The sequence below is a fragment of the Methylocella sp. genome, from assembly GCA_037200525.1.
Classification (GTDB): Bacteria; Pseudomonadota; Alphaproteobacteria; order Rhizobiales; family Beijerinckiaceae; genus Methylocapsa.
This window is the reverse complement of sequence record JBBCGG010000001.1, coordinates 4,412,220-4,428,896: the sequence shown is the minus strand read 5'-3', so window position 1 is coordinate 4,428,896 and position 16,677 is coordinate 4,412,220. Positions and strand designations below refer to the sequence as shown.

The following is a 16,677-nucleotide window of genomic DNA, read 5'->3' as shown; positions in this document are numbered from 1 at the left end:
CTGAGCGTCTCAGGACGCGCTGGCGCGTCGATCTTCCGGCGCGAAGGCATTGCCGACGATCTCGCCAAAGGGGCCGCGATGCGCTGACGCCACCCGCGGCGTAAGAGTTGTGCTGGCGAGCGGCAAGAGCGGCAGCACAAGTTCGGCGAAGCGATAGGCCTCTTCAAGATGCGGATATCCCGAAAGGATGAACGTATCGATGCCGGCGGCCATATATTCGCGCATCCGCTCGGCGACCGTCTCGGGATCGCCGACGAGCGCCGTTCCCGCTCCGCCGCGCACGAGGCCAACGCCCGCCCAAAGATTGGGGCTGATCTCGAGATTGCCGCGCTGGCCTTGATGGAGCGCCGCCATTCTTTGCTGCCCAACTGAATCCATCCGAGCGAAGGCTTTTTGCGCTTCGGCTATCGTCGCGTCATCGACGTGTTCGATCAGCTTGGCGGCGGCGGCCCAGGCCTCGTCCGCGCTCTCGCGTACGATGACATGGAGGCGAATGCCGAAACTGACAGTCCGGCCGACCGCGGCGGCGCGGCTGCGCATGGCGGCGGTTTTTTCTGCGACCTGCGCCGGGGGCTCACCCCAGGTGAGATATTTCTCGATGCTGCGCGCGGCGATGGCCTGACCTGCGGGCGAGGAACCGCCGAAATATAGCGGCGGCCCGCCCTGCTGGATCGGCGGAAACAGCAGTTTGCCCCCCTCGACCTGCAGATGCGCGCCTTTGAACGTGACCTCCTCGCCCGCCAGAAGGCGAGAGTAGATCTGGAGGAATTCGTCGGTAATCTCGTAGCGTTCGTCGTGGCTGAGGAAAATTCCGTCGCCCTTATTCTCGATGGGATCGCCGCCGGTGACGACATTGATCAGCAGTCGTCCCTCTGAGATGCGATCAAGCGTCGCAGTCATCCGAGCGGCGAGGGTCGGCGATTGCAGACCGGGACGCACGGCCACGAGAAAGCGCAGGCGGCGCGTCAGAGGCGCCAGCGCGGAGGCGACGACCCAGGAATCCTCGCAGGAGCGGCCGGTTGGCAAAAGGACACCGAAATATCCGAGTTCATCGGCGGCCTGCGCGATCTGGGCGAGATAGCGCAAGCTGACCTCTCGGGCGCCATGCGAGGTGCCGAGATATCGGCCATCGCCATGGGTCGGCAAAAACCACAAGACATTCGCGGTTGGCTGAAGCGCGGTTTTGGCGGAAGTCTCGCTCATATGCGTCTTTCTTATTTGATGTCGGATCAACTGGTGATCAGGCCGGCGACAGGCTTTCGCAGCCCTCTAAAGTTCATTCATTTTATGGATTGTATATGCTTATGAGTCAATTTTGAAGGTCCCGACCTTGCCGCGATTGCTGAATTGCAACAAGCGATAAACTTGCAACAGCCTAAATAAGATCTATAAACAAAATAGAATTATTCCGTTGGATATGATGAGCGAACCGAAAACCCTGGACTCGATCGACAAACAAATTCTTCGCATCGTCCAAAGGGACGCTTCGCTGTCGATCAATGAAATTGCTGCGCAGGTCGGGCTATCGCAGACGCCGTGTTGGAAAAGGCTGCGGCGGCTCGAGGCCGCGGGCGTGATCCGACGACGCATCGCCCTGTTGGACCCGGCCAAACTCGGCTTGAACGTCACTGTTTTTGTAGAGATCCGGGTCGGCGAACATTCGGGAAAGGCATTGGCGCGATTCGCCAGCGATCTGGCGGCCATGGAAGAGGTCGTGGATCTTTATCGCACCGCCGGCGATGTTGATTACGTCCTGAGGGTCGTCGCGGCCGACGCCTCCGCTTTCGATGAGTTCTATAAACGGTTGATCGAGCTAATTCCGTTGAAGAGCGTGATCTCGCGTTTTGTTCTCGAAGACATCAAGTCGGAGACCGCGTTTCCGATCGCTGGCTGACGCGCCGGTTCGCCAGCTGCAAGAAACGACGCGGCCAAGCCGGCTTCTGTAACTTGCTCTTTTCATTGGCCTTGAATTTCGGCAAATTCATTTTTAATGAAGTGCATAGGGTTTTTCCGAGTCGGCGGGTAGGCGTGGACCATTTATTCAAGATTTTTTTTGACCGATTGATCCGCGCAGGGTCGATCGAGGTAGAGACCGCGGCCGGACATCGGTTCGTCGTTGGCGATGGCGCCGGAAAGACGGTGGTGATACGCTTTGCCGACAGAGCCGCCCAGATTTCGCTCATGCTCGACCCGGAACTTCATTTCGGCGAATTGTTCATGGACGGCCGCATCGAGGTGACGCAAGGCTCTGTCTACGACGTGCTGATGCTCGCCGCCGACAATCTGATGCAGCCGAAAGGTTGGGTGCGCCTGCTGCAAGAGGCGCGTTTGCTCGTGCGTCGCTTTAGCCAGGTTAACGACAAGGTGCGGGCGCGCAACAATGTCGCGCATCACTACGATCTCGATGCCGGCATTTACACGCTGTTCCTCGATTCAGACCTGCAATATTCCTGCGCCTATTTCGAATTTGACGGCCAAAGCCTTGAAGACGCGCAGCTCGCCAAAAAGCGTCACATCGCGGCGAAACTCCTGGTCGAGCCCGGCCAGCGGGTGCTCGACATCGGGAGCGGCTTTGGCGGAACGGCAATTTATCTGGCGCGGTTTTGCGAGGCTTCGGTCACCGGCCTCACTTTATCAAAGGCTCAATTCGCCATCGCCGAAAAGCGCGCCGCCGACCTTGGATTATCGGCGGCGGTCGATTTCCGTCTGCTCGATTATCGCGAGATCGACGAGCGGTTTGATCGCATCGTCTCGACTGGAATGTTCGAGCATGTCGGCCTGCCGAATTACGATGCCTATTTCCAGAAGATCGCGCAGATGCTCGATGAGGATGGGGTGGCTTTCGTGCACACCATCGGTCGAGGGCCGGGACCGGCGGCGACCAACCCGTGGATCGCCAAATATATATTTCCAGGAGGCTATATCCCGGCCTTGTCGGAAATTCTGCCGGCGATAGAACGCGCGGGCCTCATCGTCACGGACATAGAGATGCTGCGGCTTCATTACGCCGAGACCTTGAGGATCTGGCGCGAGCGCTTTATGGCCCGACGCAAAGAGGCCAAAGCGATCTATGACGAACGCTTCTGCCGCATGTGGGAATTTTATCTCGCGGGGTCGGAAACGGCGTTCAGGCGGCAGGGCATCCTCATCTTTCAAATCCAGCTCGCAAAGAAGCTCGATGCGGCTGTCCCGTATACGCGGGACTACATCAGCCGCCGCGAAGCCGATTTGCGGCAGAAGGAAGAGTCTGTAGCGGCGCCGGTTTGATGGGTTTTTCTCCCACGCCGGCGCCGCTTCTAAAACTCAAAGATAGGCGTTCTTGAGCGCCGCTTCCGGGTAGCGTTCGCCAGCGGCGGCGTCGCGAGGAATCATCGTCGCGAGTTCCTCCATTTCGGCGCTGTCCAGTTCGACCGCGAGAGCGCCAATGTTCTCCATGAGCCGCTCTATCTTCTTCGTTCCGGGGATTGGCGTAACGTCGTCGCCTTGCGCCAAAATGAAGGCGAGCGCGAGCTGCGCCGTCGTGCATCCCTTCGCCTTGGCCATCGCTGCGACCCGGTCGGCAAGCCGCCGGTTATGCGCGAAGTTCTCGATATCAAAGCGTGGATGCTCGGCTCGCCGGTCACCGGCGACGTCCTCAGTTGATTGGATCGCGCCAGTGAGAAGACCGCGCCCGAGCGGCGAATAGGCGACGAAGGCGATGCCAAGTTCACGCGTGGTGGCGAGCACTTCCTCCGCTTCGGTTCGATAGAGCAGCGAATATTCCATCTGCACCGCCGTCAGCGGATAGATTTTGTGCGCGCGACGGATGGTTTCCGGTCTTGCCTCCGAGAGGCCGATCGCCCGCACCTTGCCTTTTTTCACCAATTGAGCCATCGCGTCGACCGTCTCGTCGATCGGCACCTGCGGATCGACGCGGTGCTGGTAATAAAGATCGATGTGGTCGACCTTGAGCCTTTGCAAACTGGCGTCGCAGGCGGAGAACACATAATCCGGCCTTCCATTGATGACCGTCTTCCCAGCGGGCGTGCGAACGTGGCCGAACTTCGTCGCGAGAAAAATATCGCGGTTCAGTCCGGCGATCGCAGCGCCGACAAGGCTTTCATTGTGCCCCCAGCCGTACATATCGGCGGTGTCGAAAAAATTTATCCCGGCGTCCAAAGCCGCCTTGATGACCGATGCGCCGTCAACGTCCTCGCACGGCCCATAAACGCCGGAAAACGACATGCAGCCAAGCCCTAGCGCTGAGACGTTGAGATCGCTGGTCCCGAGGCGATGGAAACGGGTTACGGACGGCGAAGACGATTTACCCAATGCGATGCCTTTCAATTGCGTAAGCGTGAGGAGGCATCTCCTATCATATTCGTCGCGGAATTGCTCAGGCTCGGAGCGGCGGCCGAGCGAGCTTCAACATGCAATCAAGTTGACTGGAGAGAGAGATTTCGTTCATGTCGAAGCGTTGAGGATGTCCACGAATGAGCTTCAGTTGACCAAACGTCTTTTGGACGACTCCCGCAGCGATGCGGCGGCGATCGTTCGTCTGCCTCTGGTGAGCGTCGTCGTGGTCAATTTCAACTATGGCCGTTTTCTCCACGCCGCCGTGGATTCGGTCTTTGGGCAAACCTATCCAAATATCGAATGCGTCATTGTGGACAACGCCTCGACCGACGAAAGTCCAGAGGTTCTTCGTGCGATCGAGACGCGCCATCCCGCGGCCAAGATCATCCGCCGCGTTGCAAATGACGGCCAGACAGCCGCCGCTTTAGACGGTCTCGCGGCGTCTTGCGGGCCTTACGTCATATTTCTGGACGCCGACGACATGCTGTTGCTGCATGGCGTCGAAACCCATATTTTTGTCCATCTGTCGCTACGCGTTCATGTCGGCTTCACGTCGGGCGACATGCTCCAGGTCGTCGGCGATCAGGTGGTGCTTGGTTCCGAAGAGGCGTTCAACCGCGTGATTAGCGCCAAGCGCGGCGCCAAAGCGAATGCCGTGCGCCCATATCGCCATGCTTCCGGCGATTCCTGGCCGCCGGACAATTTCGATCGCGGTATCCTTGATCGAATTCGCTTCGTGGAGCCGATGACGAATGAATGGGTCTGGTCGCCGACCTCGGGCAATTGCTTTCGCCGCGATGCGCTCGATCTATTTTCAGCCAATTCGGCGCTCGCCGGCCTCAGGACCGGAACCGATCTCTATTTCTGCCTCGGCGTCAACGCCATCAGCGGCAGCGTCCTCATTGACGATGCGCTCGCGGTGTATCGCCTGCATGGCGGCAATATGTTTTCAAAACGGGCGCAATTGCACAAAGTGCTGTCCTACCAGCCGGGCGGCTCGGGAGACAGCAATGCGCAAGCCAAAGCCATTCTGATCGATCATCTGATTGAGCGCGCTGGATTCTTTTTAGAGCGCGGCTGGACCGCCTTCGATTACGCCCGACTGCTGAGGCGGCTCGATTGCTCGGACCCTGCCGCGAACGCGCGCGCGCCGCGATGGTCGCGCCGATCGCGCGTCGCCAATCAACTCGTCAAGCGCTTCAAAACCATCGCGCCGGTTCTCGGGCCGCTGCACGCGAAGGGCTTGATGTTTGTCAGCGGCGTTCCCTGGAGCGCTATTCTTTTCGCCGGCGCGAACAAGGAAGATGTTTAGCGCGGTCGCATCAGCGTAAAACGATCATGCTTCCATAGCCTTGTCGCAATCGATCGTGGGAACCCTGATGAACGAATTTATAACTAACCGCCGCGACCTCTTGGCGGCGCCCTTGCTGGCTGCTGCGGCCGCGTCCTTCGGCATCGGCTCAGCGCAAGCGGCGGGCGTCGACCCATCAATGACCATCGTCACGCCGCCAGACCAGATACCCTGGCAACCGCTCTATAATTTTCCGCCGGGGATGGCCGAACAGGCGCCGATGTTTGGCGCCATCGGCGAGCCGGGCCAGTATTTCGTGCTGATCCGCTGGCATCCTGGTTATATGAGCGCTCCGCATTATTATGAGACCGACCGCCTGTGCGTCGTTCTTTCCGGCACATGGTATGTGGCCAGCGGCGAGGACTTCGCGCCTGATGCGACTGTGCCGGTCTCGGCGGGGTCCTTTGTGCGGCGCGTCGCCAAGACGGCGCATTATGATGGCGTCAAGAAAGGCGTCGCCGAGCCGGCCATCATCGCCATCACAGGCTTAGGGCCGATCCATTATCATCTGACCGACCCAAGCAAGCCGGGCTGGCGGGAGGTCTGAGAGGCCGCGCCGGCGGCGTTGAGTTGCGGGCGGCGCGGATCTCGCGAACTCCGCCCGCGCTTAGGATCCGGACTTGAAATCCGCGATGCCGCCATGCTCGGCTGACCATTGCGCGGGTTCATTCAAGAATTTCTCAACTTCATCGAGCGTTTCCCGCTTGAAATACTCGTTTTTTCGCGCTGCGGCGAGGATATCCCGCCAGGTGACGAGATAATGCAGGGTGACGCCGAGGTCCGACATGATCGCTTTTGTCTGCGGAAAAATGCCGTAGAAGAAAAAGACGAAGGCATGGTCGCAGCTTTGTCCCGCCTCGCGCAGGGCGTTGCAGAAACTCACTTTGCTGCGCCCGTCGGTGGCGAGATCCTCGACCAGAAGCGCCCGGCCGCCCTCATGCAGGTCGCCCTCGATTCGCGCGTTGCGGCCGAAACCTTTCGGCTTTTTGCGGATATATTGCATCGGCAGCATCAGGCGATCCGCCAGCCATGCGGCGTAAGGAATGCCCGCGGTCTCTCCTCCCGCGATGACGTCGAGGCGCTCATAGCCGATCTCGCGCTCGATCGTCGTCACGGCGAAATCGACGAGGCGCGTGCGCAAACGCGGGTAGGAAATAATTTTGCGCATGTCGGTGTAGACCGGGCTCGCCCAGCCCGAGGTGAAGATGAAGGGCGTTTCCGAATTGAACAGAATCGCCTCGACCTCGATCAGCATTTTTGCAGTTTCGCGGGCGATGATTTCCTTTTCGGGTGAAGGTTCCGTCATCAAAGTCCCATGTCCCTTCCGTCCCATTGCGTCAGATCGCGCCTCGATCCGTCCTGTCCTAATTAATCTGCGCGGATTGGCAAGAGCGCAGCAACTTGCGCTGGCACCATTAGGCGCGGCGTCGCAGCTCATTGCGGCAAGATCACGTGTTGGAACAAATAGTTAGAAACTGTGATCGGCAAAAAGTCATGGACTTTTCGGCTGAAATTATGTGTTGAGTTAAATAGGATTGAAACTCGGCGGCGCTCGCGGGAAGCAGGCGCAGCCTGCTCTCAAAGCCTCAGCCTATCCGCCGAGCCGCCCACGCGCCTCGATCGGTGCCTTCCTCGGCATGAGGATCGAGTTTCGCGGCGGGATTTGCCGAAAACTCTGGCGCGAGGGTATATGGGTGACAGCTTTGCGCTTCGAAAGGTGCTTTTGACGTGGCTGACTTGAACGGCTCTTTGCCCTGGTGGCTCCCGCTTTCGGTTCTAGCCTGCCTCGGCCAGATGGTCATTTATCACTGCGTCGGGCTGGTTTTCGAATGGTGCGACCGCACGGGACGGCTGCGCTCCTTCAAGGTTCGACCGGTCGACCGGCTCGGCTATTTCGAGCTTTTGCCGCGCGTGCTCGCCAATCAGTTTTTCATTATGTTGCCGGCGATGGCGTTGCTGCAGTTTGCCGGGCTCGCTTTCGTCGGCGCGCCGCATATGGGAGCATTGCATTTTCTGATCGCCCTCGCGTTCATGGGCGTCGGGCACGACGTCGTGCAATATGCCTCGCACCGTTTTTTGCTGCACCGGCCGGGCTTGATCCGCAAATTGGGTCATAGCGTGCATCATTCGACAAGCGCCAGCAGGAGCATTAGCGCCTGCTATATGAGCGCCGCCGATTTCTTTCTCGAGATCGTTTTGCCCTATCTCGTTCCGCTGATCCTCGTCGGCGCCGGGGCGGACATTGGGTTTCACCTGCTCGTCGCCGGTCTTGGCGCATTCGGCGGCCTCTACGAACATTCGGGCTATGATTTCTCGGTTCGCCTGCCGCGCGGCGCGACCGGGTTGAAGGGACGCATCATCGGCGCGCTCGCCGCGCTCTTGACCAGCAAGGCGCACGCCGAGCATCACCGCCGCAGCAATGTCAGTTTCAGCGATGGGTTCGGCAGTCCCGGCCTCTGCGACACGGCTTTTTCGACGCGTTGGGATAAGGTCGGCGACCGCGGACAGGCGCGGGCGAAAGCCGGCGCGGTTTCGAACAAGATCGCGCGTTGAGGCGGCCAAAACAATTGTGCGCGAAATATTTTGTCGAATGACAGATGAGCAAAACACCGCCATTTTTTAAAACAAGTTGGCGATGAATTTGTTTGTACTCCGCCGCCCTCTGGAAGCTGAAAGGCTTTGATTGGAACGGACGGCGAATCCGTGAATGACCTAGCTATTGCTTTGCTTCCTACGATTGGATGGCCACCCTACGATATTCGTTTATTGATGTTGTTAGTCTCAATCCTATCGTCATTCATCAGTCAGAACTCTACAAAATAGCTGAGAAATATTATGACGGTACTTCGGAAGCTTTAGTTCAATGCCCATCCTTAGCGCTGAAATAAATAGAGATTCCAAAAAATAATCTTGATTCTCTCGTGCAAAGCGGCAAAGAGACTTGCGGAGGATCGTTTCTTGCAGCCGTAACGTTCGATCAGGGCCCAACTCTTTCGGGCCAGCTTCGGCAAGTAGCATTAGGTGAGGTGCAGATTCCATTTGCTGTATTTTTCCTTACTTCATTTGGCACATCGATCCTTTATTATTTTGGTATTTTTTGTATTTTGATAGGATGTCGTATGTATAGAGTTACAAATATTGTATTTAGTACTTCTTATCTTAAAAGTGATAAATATCAATTTACATTTATATGTTCTATTTTATTTGTTGTAGCAGAGTTAATACGTGTTATTATATTAAATATTTGAGGAAATTTGTGATAAATAAAAATACTTTCACGAGATGTTCTCACTCCAACGACGCCGAGTTGAAGATTCTTCGTGCTGTGGTTTGATGAATATGCCCCGCTTTGCGCGAAGCCTTGGGCTCTTCTGTCTTGTCGTCGTTGTCCTTGTGTCAGCTGTATTGGGGTCCTTCGCAATATGGTTCCAGATGCCGGGCCCCGCAGTCCTGCGAATCGGCGTTGCCGTTCTGCTGGATCTTCTGGCTGTTCTGGCCCTCGTCGGCCTGGGACGGCGCTGGCGCTTGGGCTTTGCCTATGCGCTGGCCTTCGCCACGCTCCTCATTTGGTGGGGAACGATCAAGCCGAGCAATGACCGCGACTGGGCGCCCGACGTCGCTCATGGCGTCACAGGCATAGCGCGCGGCAATGAACTCGCGCTGAAGAATGTGCGCAATTTCAAATGGCGATCGCGCGCGGACTTTACGGAAAATTGGGAAGACCGCAGCTATGATCTTTCGAAAGTAAAATCCGTCGATTTCTATCTCGTGTATTTTATGGGTCCGCTGGTCGCCCACTCGATGGTCAGCTTTGGCTTCGAGGATGGCCGCTATCTTATGTTTTCAATCGAGATCCGAAAAGAAAGAGACGAGGCTTTTTCGGCGATCGCAGGATTTTTCAAGCGGTACGAGCTCGTTTTCCTCGCCGCCGATGAACGCGATTTTCTCTTTTTGCGAAAGGCCGATCACGAGGACGTGCGGCTCTATCGGATTCGAACGACGCCCGAGGCTGCGCGGGGGCTTCTTCTGGAATATATCCAGCAGGCCAGCGATCTCGCCGATCATCCGCAATTCTACAATACTCTCACGACAAACTGCACGACGACCATTTTTGTGATGTTGCGCGCCCTCAGCCCAACGTTCCCGGTGGACTGGCGTGTCGTGCTCAACGGCTTTCTGCCTTCCTATGCCTATGAGAACGGTCTCGTTGATACGTCGCTTCCGCTGGCCAAGCTTATCGAACGATCGGCTGTTTCGGATCGCATCGAAATGGGATTGAGCGAAATAGAATTTGGCGAGAGGATGCGGGCCGGCTTGCCAGCGCCGCATTGAGGCGCTCACTCAGGGACGGAGCAGCGCTATCCTTGTGAATGCACAGCTTTAAAGCAGTCCCTTCACATTTCTGGGATCACTCTCTATTCGCCTTACGAGCTAGCCTCGATCGTTTGAATGACTTCAAACCCTTCAAATTCCGGATGACCGAGCGTCATGGGTTTGCGATCGCCGGCTTGCTTGTGAGAGGCGCGAAATTGTTCGGATTTTGTCCAGGCGAGGAAATCCTCCTGCGTCGCCCAGACCGTATGCGAAGAATAGAGCACGTGATCCTCGCGCTCCGGCCCGCGCAACATATGGAAGGCGACGAAACCCTTGACCTCGTCGAGCCGTGAATCTCGCGTCAGCCAGATATTCTCGAACGCCTTTTGTTCATCCTTGATGACTTTGAAACGGTTCATGGCGATGAACATGGGCTGTCCTCTCGGCTGGGGCGGGATCTCTAATGGAAGCCCGCGACCTATCAAGTCGCGGGCCTTGGAGCTAGGCGAAAGGGGTCAGCCCCACGCGGACGCGTCCTTGACGACGATGGCGAAAAAATCCGCGAGTTCTGTCAAGGCCGTCTGCCGAACGGTTTCGGCTTCGACCACTCCCCCGAGTGGATTTGGCAGATCTCGCGCCGCAGTTGCATCGCCAACAACGGTGACGCGGTAGCCGTATTGCTCAGCGGCCGATCGCGCCGTGGCCGAAACGCAGACATGGGTCATATTTCCCACAATGATCAATTCCTGTCGGCCGGTGGGCCGGATCAACTGATCGAGATCCGTCTTGATGAAGCAATTCGCATGGGGTTTTACGACAACAGTCTCCGAGGCCAAGGGCGCTACTTCCGGAAGGAAAGCGTAGTAAGGGCCGTTTGGGTCAAACACCGGTCCGCCGGGACCGGTCGAGTGCGCGATATGGAAAACCGGGACGTTATGGCGGCGCGCGAGTTCCAGCACTTTTGCGGCCTCGGCCGCGGCTTCATGCACGCGCGCCAAAGGCACGGCGCCGTCGGAATATTCGCGCTGAATATCGATGAGAATGAGCGCCGAGCGCTCAAGCGGTGAAGGATGCGCCGGCGCGCCGACCATTTGCAGGAGCGATTTGGGTGGGCTCATCGATAAACTCCAAGGGTTGCGCACGGGTTTGCGGCGGATGTTCGGAATGGGAAGCTCGTGTTGCGCCCCAGATACAATGATTGGCCGAATTGAGGAAGATACCATTGCAGATCGCGGAAAAACATGCCTGCGAGGCGTCACAGTCCCATCAGGGAGAAGACCGCCTGGCTGACCTCGCTATCGGCCCGGGTCAGTTGCTCGGGCTCTTGGAAATGGTTGGCGTTGAACACGACGGTGCGGTTCGCCAGCCGCCCCATGCCCCTCAGCGCGTCGGCGAAAACGTCTGATTGGCGCTTGAATTCGGGGCTGTCCTGATCGGCGTTGAGGACGGCGACCGGGCAGTTGATGCGGTCCAAATGCCGTATCGGGCTAAACTCCGTCGCCTCTTTCTCCGTGAGATGCAGGAAGCTCCTGCGCGACGAAAGAAGCACCGGATAAAGATCATACATGCCGCTCATTAAGAAAGCGCCTTTGATGAGGTCGGCTGGCAGGCCGCGGGCGGTCCAGTCGGTGGCGAGCGCGCAGGCCGCAAGGTGAGCGCCGGAGGAGTGGCCGGCGAGAAAGATTCGGGTAGCATCGCCGCCGAAGCTGGCGGCATTGCGCGCCGTCCATTCCAGGGCGAGGCGGCATGACTCCACCATCTCCGGCAGGCGCGAAGTCTTGAGGCTCCCGAAATCGGGCGCGAGATAGGCGGCGCCGCGACCGGTCAGGGTAGGGGCCGGATATGAGGCGTCCAGCCTTGTATTGCGGATCCAGGCGCCGCCGTGGATGTAGACGAAGATCGGCGCGTCATGCGCTCCGACCGGCGCGAAAATGTCGATCAGATCGGCCGCATTCGGCCCGTATTGTTCCGTCGAGGGCGGCATCGCTCGGCGCACCGCGACGCTCGCCGCGCTGTCGGTTGCTTCGGACTCCTTCATCTGCGGCGCCCAAAAGGATTGGTCGTAAGCTTTGTCGAGCTGCTCCTGGTCGTAGCCCAAAAATATGGCAGGGGACGCGGCAAACGACTTTGATGCGATTGCAGAGCAAAGAGTCGCGGTTGCGGCGAGGAAAGATCTACGTTTCATGGTTCGACGAACCTTCTACGAATGACATCGAAATTGCGCGCTTCGGACGAGGCGAGCGTTCAGTCGCTGCGCTTTCTAAATGTTTGGCAAGCTCGAATCGCAGCGCGCCGGACCGGCTTCCCTCTGAAGGATCAACGCCGAGCGGCGCGGCCACTGGGGCAAGTAAGGCACCTCTTGTCGATACGCCTCGAACTGGTCCCCGAATAAGCGCTTGAAGCGGGCCTCCTTGAACATCGGTCCGATCAGACAATAGGCCGTCAGAGCCGTCGCAACGACCAGCTGATCCGGCGTCACGGTCGGCGTTGTCCAAAGCGTCAACGCAAACGAAACATAGATAGGCTGTCTGCAAATGCGGAAAAGACCGAGCTTTGGCATCGGAGGATATTTGGGCGCGACATCCTTCGCGACAGCCCGCCAACCCAGCAAGCCGACCTGCATTGCAAAGCCGGCGTCGATGATCGATCTCAAAAGAAGCAGCCAAGCGGTCGCGTAAAGGGAGCTGATAGCGGCTAGCGCGAGACCGCTCGCTTGCCACCATATGATTCCCGAGGGAGACCACAAGACAAACAGCAGCCCCACCTGCACCGACGCAATGAACGCATATGTCGTCGTGGTAAGCCGATCGCCGAGAGCGAACGGGGCCAGACGGCTCAGGAGCGAGCGCCCCGGTCGCGATAGCAGCCATGAATGCAGAATGGGAAATTGGATCAGGAGAAATCCATTGGCCGCAAAACTCCATGGCGCCGAAAGCGCGCCGAGCGAGCGGCTCATGCCGAAGAACATCGCAGCCATCATTGCTCCGACGCCGAGCGCGAAGGCGGCGTGGCAGCAAAGGCCATAGATGATCGCGATCGCCGCGCGCGTCGAACGGGTCGTCACCTTTGAGCGGACCTTTTCGCGAGCAATGCAATCCCCACCAAGCCGATGAGAGAAAAGGCGGCTAGCAGAAGCCAGGCTTCGTTTGCGCTCATCACGAAAGCGCCTCTTTCGACAAAGGGCCGCACATAGGCTTCAGTCGCCGCGTCGATAGGCGCCCCGGCTTTCTGCGCAACTCTGCTTGGCGAAAGTCCGACCGCGAGCGCGGCCGATGCATCGCCCGCCATGAGGCCGACTTTCAACGCCTCGGCATGGATCGGGATGCGTCCATAAAGGACGGTGTCGACAAGGGCGAGGCCGATCGCCCCTCCGAGATTCCGCATCAGATTGAACAGTCCGCTTGCGTCAGGAACTTGCTTTGGCGAAAGGTTGCCGAGCGCGATGCGGGTTGGCGGAAGCAGGCAGAACATGATCGCGACGCCGCGTATGATTTGGGGCCACAACATCTCATCGAAGTCGGCGTCGATCGTGTCGAACGCGGAGGCTCCAAGACCCAGCGCGAACAGGGCAAAGCCCAGCGCCGTCAATAGGCGAGCGTCGATCTTGGTTTCGAGAAAGACTGCAAGCGGCGCCGTCGCCAGTTGGGCCAAGCCGGTCACCAGCATGACCGTGCCGATCTCCAACGAGTCGTGACCGCGGACATAGGCGAGAAACACAGGCATCAGATAGACAGAGCCAAACAGCCCGACGCCAAGACAGAGGCTGAGAACGCAGCCAATCGCAAAAGAGAGGTTTTTCAACGTGGCGAGATCGACGATCTTTTGAGCCGCCCTCAAGGTTTTCTTCGCGAAAAAGGCCCCGGCGAGGACGCTTGCGCCAAGCAGACCCAATGTCGATGCGGCCGTCCAACCCGCCTCCGGCGCCTGCTTCAATCCGATCTCAAGACATGCCAAGGCGATGATCAGCAGGATGAGCGAAAGCCAATCGAGAGTCCTTGCATGGCGTAAATCCGGCCTATCGCGCGGCAGCAACGCCGGGGTCAAGCCGACTGCGATCAGTCCCGGAGCGACATTGATGAGAAACAGCCAGTGCCATGAATAGGTCTCGGTGATCCAGCCGCCGACAATTGGTCCGACGGTTGGGCCAAGCATGGCGAGGACGCCCGCGAGCGTCGTCGCGAGGCCTTCTTGCCGCTTGGGAAACAAGAGAAAGACGGCCGAGAAAACCAAAGGGATCAGGGTTCCGCCCGAAAATCCTTGGATGACGCGGAACGCGACAAGACTCGAGAAGCCGCTGCTGAAGGCGCAGCAGATCGACGCGAAGGTGAAAGCGGCGGTCGCCCCGACGAACAGCCAGCGCATGGTGAACACGCGCATCAGTCCGCCGGTCAGCGGGATCGCAACCACCTCCGCCGTTAAATAGGCTGTTTGAATCCAGCTCATCGCGTCGGGCTTGATGTTGAGTGCGCCCTGAATATTGGGCAGCGATGTCGCCACGACTTGGACGTCGAGGATCGCCATGAACATGCCAAGGCACATCAGGCCGAATCCAAACCATGTGCCGATGCGGGCTCTTTCGAAGGATTGCGCTTCGATATAGGGCGCGCTCTCGGAGGTCATGACCTGACGGACGGAAACAAAGATGAGTTCGCCGCCAGGGCGCGATTCTCGATTGTTATTCGGACGGCGAGGACGAGAGCGTTAAGGATGGAAAACGTGACGGCCACCCAAGGCAGGCCGAAGACCATCGGGAAGACGGCAATTTCCGCGCAGACGACGATGTAATTGGGATGCGATATGAAACGATATGGACCGCTTTTCACGAGATCTGCGCCAGGCAGCACGATGATCCGCGTCGTCCAGCGGCCAGCGAGCGTCGCAATGACCCACGCCCGCAAAACCTGCAGACAGCAAAACAAGGCAAGCCAGAAGAACTGGACCGGTTGGCCGACCCCCAACGCCCAGATCGTCAGCAACCAGGCGGCATGCATGGCGACGAGATAGGGATAATGGGACTTGCCGATTTCGATCGCGCCCCGCGCCACGAGGCGCGCGGTATTGCGCCGCGACAGAAGCAGCTCGCCGACCCGCTGCGCGGTCACCAACGCCAATATGATGGCGGAGAGGCTCATGCGGCCCGCCGCAGGGAGACGCAGCTGGCGGTAAATCCTGGTCCGAGCGCGGTCATAACGGCTCGATTCGGCATTTTGCTCTTCAACATCCGTTCAAGGACGAACAAAACCGTTGGGGCGGACATATTGCCGTGATCGGCCAGAACGCTTCGCTCGTGATCGAGCGAGCCTTGACCCAACGACAACGCAGCCTCAAGCGCCTTGACCACGCGGGCGCCGCCGGGATGACAGATAAATCGTTCGACATCGTCGATTGAGAGGTCGAAGCGCGCTAAAATGTCGCTGACCGCGGTGCGCATATTTTCGTGGACAAACGCAGGAATGGAGCTCTGGAAGATCACGCCAAATCCCTCCGGATCGACGCTCCAGCCCATGATGTCCAACGTGTCCGGCCACAGATACTCGCCTGCGCCCTCGACGAGAACATCGCCGCCATCGCCCGCGCGAACAATGCAGGCGGCGGCGCCGTCGCCGAACAAGCTCGTGGCCACGATATTGGCGGGAGTCAATTCGTCGAGACGAAGCGCCAAGGTGCAGAGTTCGACGGCGACGAACAAAACATTCGTGCCTGGTTGCGCCTGCGCCAAACGCGAAGCGATCGAAAGTCCCGTGACCCCGCCTGCGCAGCCGAGGCCAAAAATAGGAACGCGCGAGATATTTCGCCGGAATCCGACATGAGCCGCCGCGCGCGCTTCGAGGCTCGGCGTCGCAATCCCCGTCGATGAGACAGCGACGACCGTATCGATCTGCGCAGCGGTCAGCCCAGCGCGGCTGAGCGCAAGTTCAGTCGCGGCGACGAATAGATCGCGCGCCCCTTCAAGATAGGCTTGCGTCCGTTCGGGCCAGGCCCGCGGCTCGAGATACCATTCAACGGGTTTCACGCCCTGGCGCTGGACAATGCCGGTGTTCAAAAAGACGCGCGAAAGTCGCTCGAAGTCCGGATAGCGTTCGCCAAAAAGGCTGCGGGCGAGCGAGGCAACATCTCGCTGAAAGAAATTATGCGGGGGCGAGGCGGTTGCGACGGACACCAGCGCGGTTGCATCGTTCATAAAGAGCCTTTCGCGCAAGCCCATGGCGGCGTCAGCGACTAAGAAGGGAGCAGAAATTTGGACAGATGTATAAATTTTATGCAACTATTATCATAGCGCATGAGCGTTGACCGCACTAATCACAATCGATTGCAATGGATCATCATTAAACTCTTCTTATTGAGTGGCTCGTTAGGCATCCGTTGCGCAAGAAGATGTCCTAATGGGCAGGATTTGTATGATTTTATCCTTTAGAAAATTAGCCTGAACTCTCGGACATCGATAAACCTATTCAGTCGGCGGACCTTCGGCTGGGAAATCATCAATCTGCTCTTAAACATGGATCGCAATCGCGCGCAACGATCGTGACTTTGTTGAGCGACCCGCGCCCAAGTTGATAAAAGCTGGGATGATTTCGCTCGGCTAAGCGGGTGCTTATAGCGCGTCTGCGAGACTTACGGCAAGACCAGGTCTCGACCCGCCTGCGCTCCGTATTTTTGGACGCGGATCAACGCCG

The 16,677-nt window shown here is 58.3% G+C and carries 16 protein-coding genes; 6 read left to right on the top strand and 10 right to left on the bottom strand.

Features of this window, described 5'->3' with window-relative positions:
• Positions 1-9 precede the first annotated feature (9 nt).
• Complete coding sequence (gene ssuD / locus WDN46_21820) at positions 10-1,203, bottom strand: FMNH2-dependent alkanesulfonate monooxygenase (protein MEJ0095948.1); 1,194 nt, start codon at positions 1,201-1,203, stop codon at positions 10-12.
• Between the two features lie 217 nt (positions 1,204-1,420).
• Between ssuD and WDN46_21815 the strand changes: the two genes are divergently transcribed.
• Positions 1,421-1,894: an Lrp/AsnC family transcriptional regulator gene (locus WDN46_21815; GenBank protein MEJ0095947.1), complete on the top strand. Its 474-nt coding sequence runs from the start codon at positions 1,421-1,423 to the stop codon at positions 1,892-1,894.
• A gap of 134 nt (positions 1,895-2,028) precedes the next feature.
• Complete coding sequence (locus tag WDN46_21810) at positions 2,029-3,267, top strand: cyclopropane-fatty-acyl-phospholipid synthase family protein (GenBank protein MEJ0095946.1); 1,239 nt, start codon at positions 2,029-2,031, stop codon at positions 3,265-3,267.
• 36 nt (positions 3,268-3,303) lie between these two features.
• On the opposite strand, the gene WDN46_21805 is transcribed toward WDN46_21810, so the two are convergent.
• On the bottom strand, positions 3,304-4,311 hold the full coding sequence (locus WDN46_21805) for an aldo/keto reductase (protein ID MEJ0095945.1): 1,008 nt from the start codon (positions 4,309-4,311) through the stop codon (positions 3,304-3,306).
• 151 nt (positions 4,312-4,462) lie between these two features.
• Between WDN46_21805 and WDN46_21800 the strand changes: the two genes are divergently transcribed.
• Both WDN46_21800 and WDN46_21795 read left to right on the top strand, forming a co-directional pair.
• Positions 4,463-5,647 carry a glycosyltransferase family 2 protein gene (locus WDN46_21800; GenBank protein ID MEJ0095944.1) on the top strand — a complete coding sequence of 395 codons (1,185 nt, stop codon included), beginning with the start codon at positions 4,463-4,465 and terminating at the stop codon, positions 5,645-5,647.
• Positions 5,648-5,714: 67 nt separating this feature from the next.
• On the top strand, positions 5,715-6,233 hold the full coding sequence (locus WDN46_21795) for a cupin domain-containing protein (protein MEJ0095943.1): 519 nt from the start codon (positions 5,715-5,717) through the stop codon (positions 6,231-6,233).
• A 60-nt stretch (positions 6,234-6,293) separates the two neighbouring features.
• On the opposite strand, the gene WDN46_21790 is transcribed toward WDN46_21795, so the two are convergent.
• On the bottom strand, positions 6,294-6,992 hold the full coding sequence (locus tag WDN46_21790; GenBank protein ID MEJ0095942.1) for an orotate phosphoribosyltransferase: 699 nt from the start codon (positions 6,990-6,992) through the stop codon (positions 6,294-6,296).
• Between the two features lie 422 nt (positions 6,993-7,414).
• Here WDN46_21790 and WDN46_21785 point away from each other — a divergent pair, with 422 nt between their 5' ends.
• Both WDN46_21785 and WDN46_21780 read left to right on the top strand, forming a co-directional pair.
• Positions 7,415-8,239 carry a sterol desaturase family protein gene (locus WDN46_21785; GenBank protein MEJ0095941.1) on the top strand — a complete coding sequence of 275 codons (825 nt, stop codon included), beginning with the start codon at positions 7,415-7,417 and terminating at the stop codon, positions 8,237-8,239.
• An 879-nt stretch (positions 8,240-9,118) separates the two neighbouring features.
• Positions 9,119-10,018: a DUF4105 domain-containing protein gene (locus WDN46_21780; GenBank protein ID MEJ0095940.1), complete on the top strand. Its 900-nt coding sequence runs from the start codon at positions 9,119-9,121 to the stop codon at positions 10,016-10,018.
• A 92-nt stretch (positions 10,019-10,110) separates the two neighbouring features.
• On the opposite strand, the gene WDN46_21775 is transcribed toward WDN46_21780, so the two are convergent.
• From WDN46_21775 to WDN46_21745, 7 genes are all read right to left on the bottom strand, one after another.
• A complete protein-coding gene (locus WDN46_21775; GenBank protein ID MEJ0095939.1) occupies positions 10,111-10,431 on the bottom strand; it encodes an antibiotic biosynthesis monooxygenase in 321 nt (106 codons plus the stop codon).
• Positions 10,432-10,515: 84 nt separating this feature from the next.
• Positions 10,516-11,118, bottom strand: coding sequence for a cysteine hydrolase family protein (locus tag WDN46_21770; GenBank protein MEJ0095938.1), 603 nt, complete (start codon positions 11,116-11,118; stop codon positions 10,516-10,518).
• Positions 11,119-11,255: 137 nt separating this feature from the next.
• Positions 11,256-12,185: an alpha/beta hydrolase gene (locus tag WDN46_21765; protein MEJ0095937.1), complete on the bottom strand. Its 930-nt coding sequence runs from the start codon at positions 12,183-12,185 to the stop codon at positions 11,256-11,258.
• A 75-nt stretch (positions 12,186-12,260) separates the two neighbouring features.
• A complete protein-coding gene (locus WDN46_21760; GenBank protein MEJ0095936.1) occupies positions 12,261-13,064 on the bottom strand; it encodes an isoprenylcysteine carboxylmethyltransferase family protein in 804 nt (267 codons plus the stop codon).
• The gene (locus WDN46_21755; protein ID MEJ0095935.1) at positions 13,061-14,539 is read right to left on the bottom strand and encodes a DHA2 family efflux MFS transporter permease subunit; all 1,479 of its coding nucleotides are present in this window, start codon (positions 14,537-14,539) and stop codon (positions 13,061-13,063) included. Before WDN46_21755 ends, WDN46_21760 begins: the two co-directional genes overlap by 4 nt.
• A gap of 77 nt (positions 14,540-14,616) precedes the next feature.
• Positions 14,617-15,132 (bottom strand): isoprenylcysteine carboxylmethyltransferase family protein, encoded by a 516-nt coding sequence (locus WDN46_21750; GenBank protein MEJ0095934.1) that lies wholly within the window; start codon positions 15,130-15,132, stop codon positions 14,617-14,619.
• Positions 15,129-16,181 carry a type III polyketide synthase gene (locus tag WDN46_21745; protein MEJ0095933.1) on the bottom strand — a complete coding sequence of 351 codons (1,053 nt, stop codon included), beginning with the start codon at positions 16,179-16,181 and terminating at the stop codon, positions 15,129-15,131. The genes WDN46_21750 and WDN46_21745 overlap by 4 nt, the downstream gene beginning before the upstream one ends.
• Positions 16,182-16,677 lie beyond the last annotated feature (496 nt).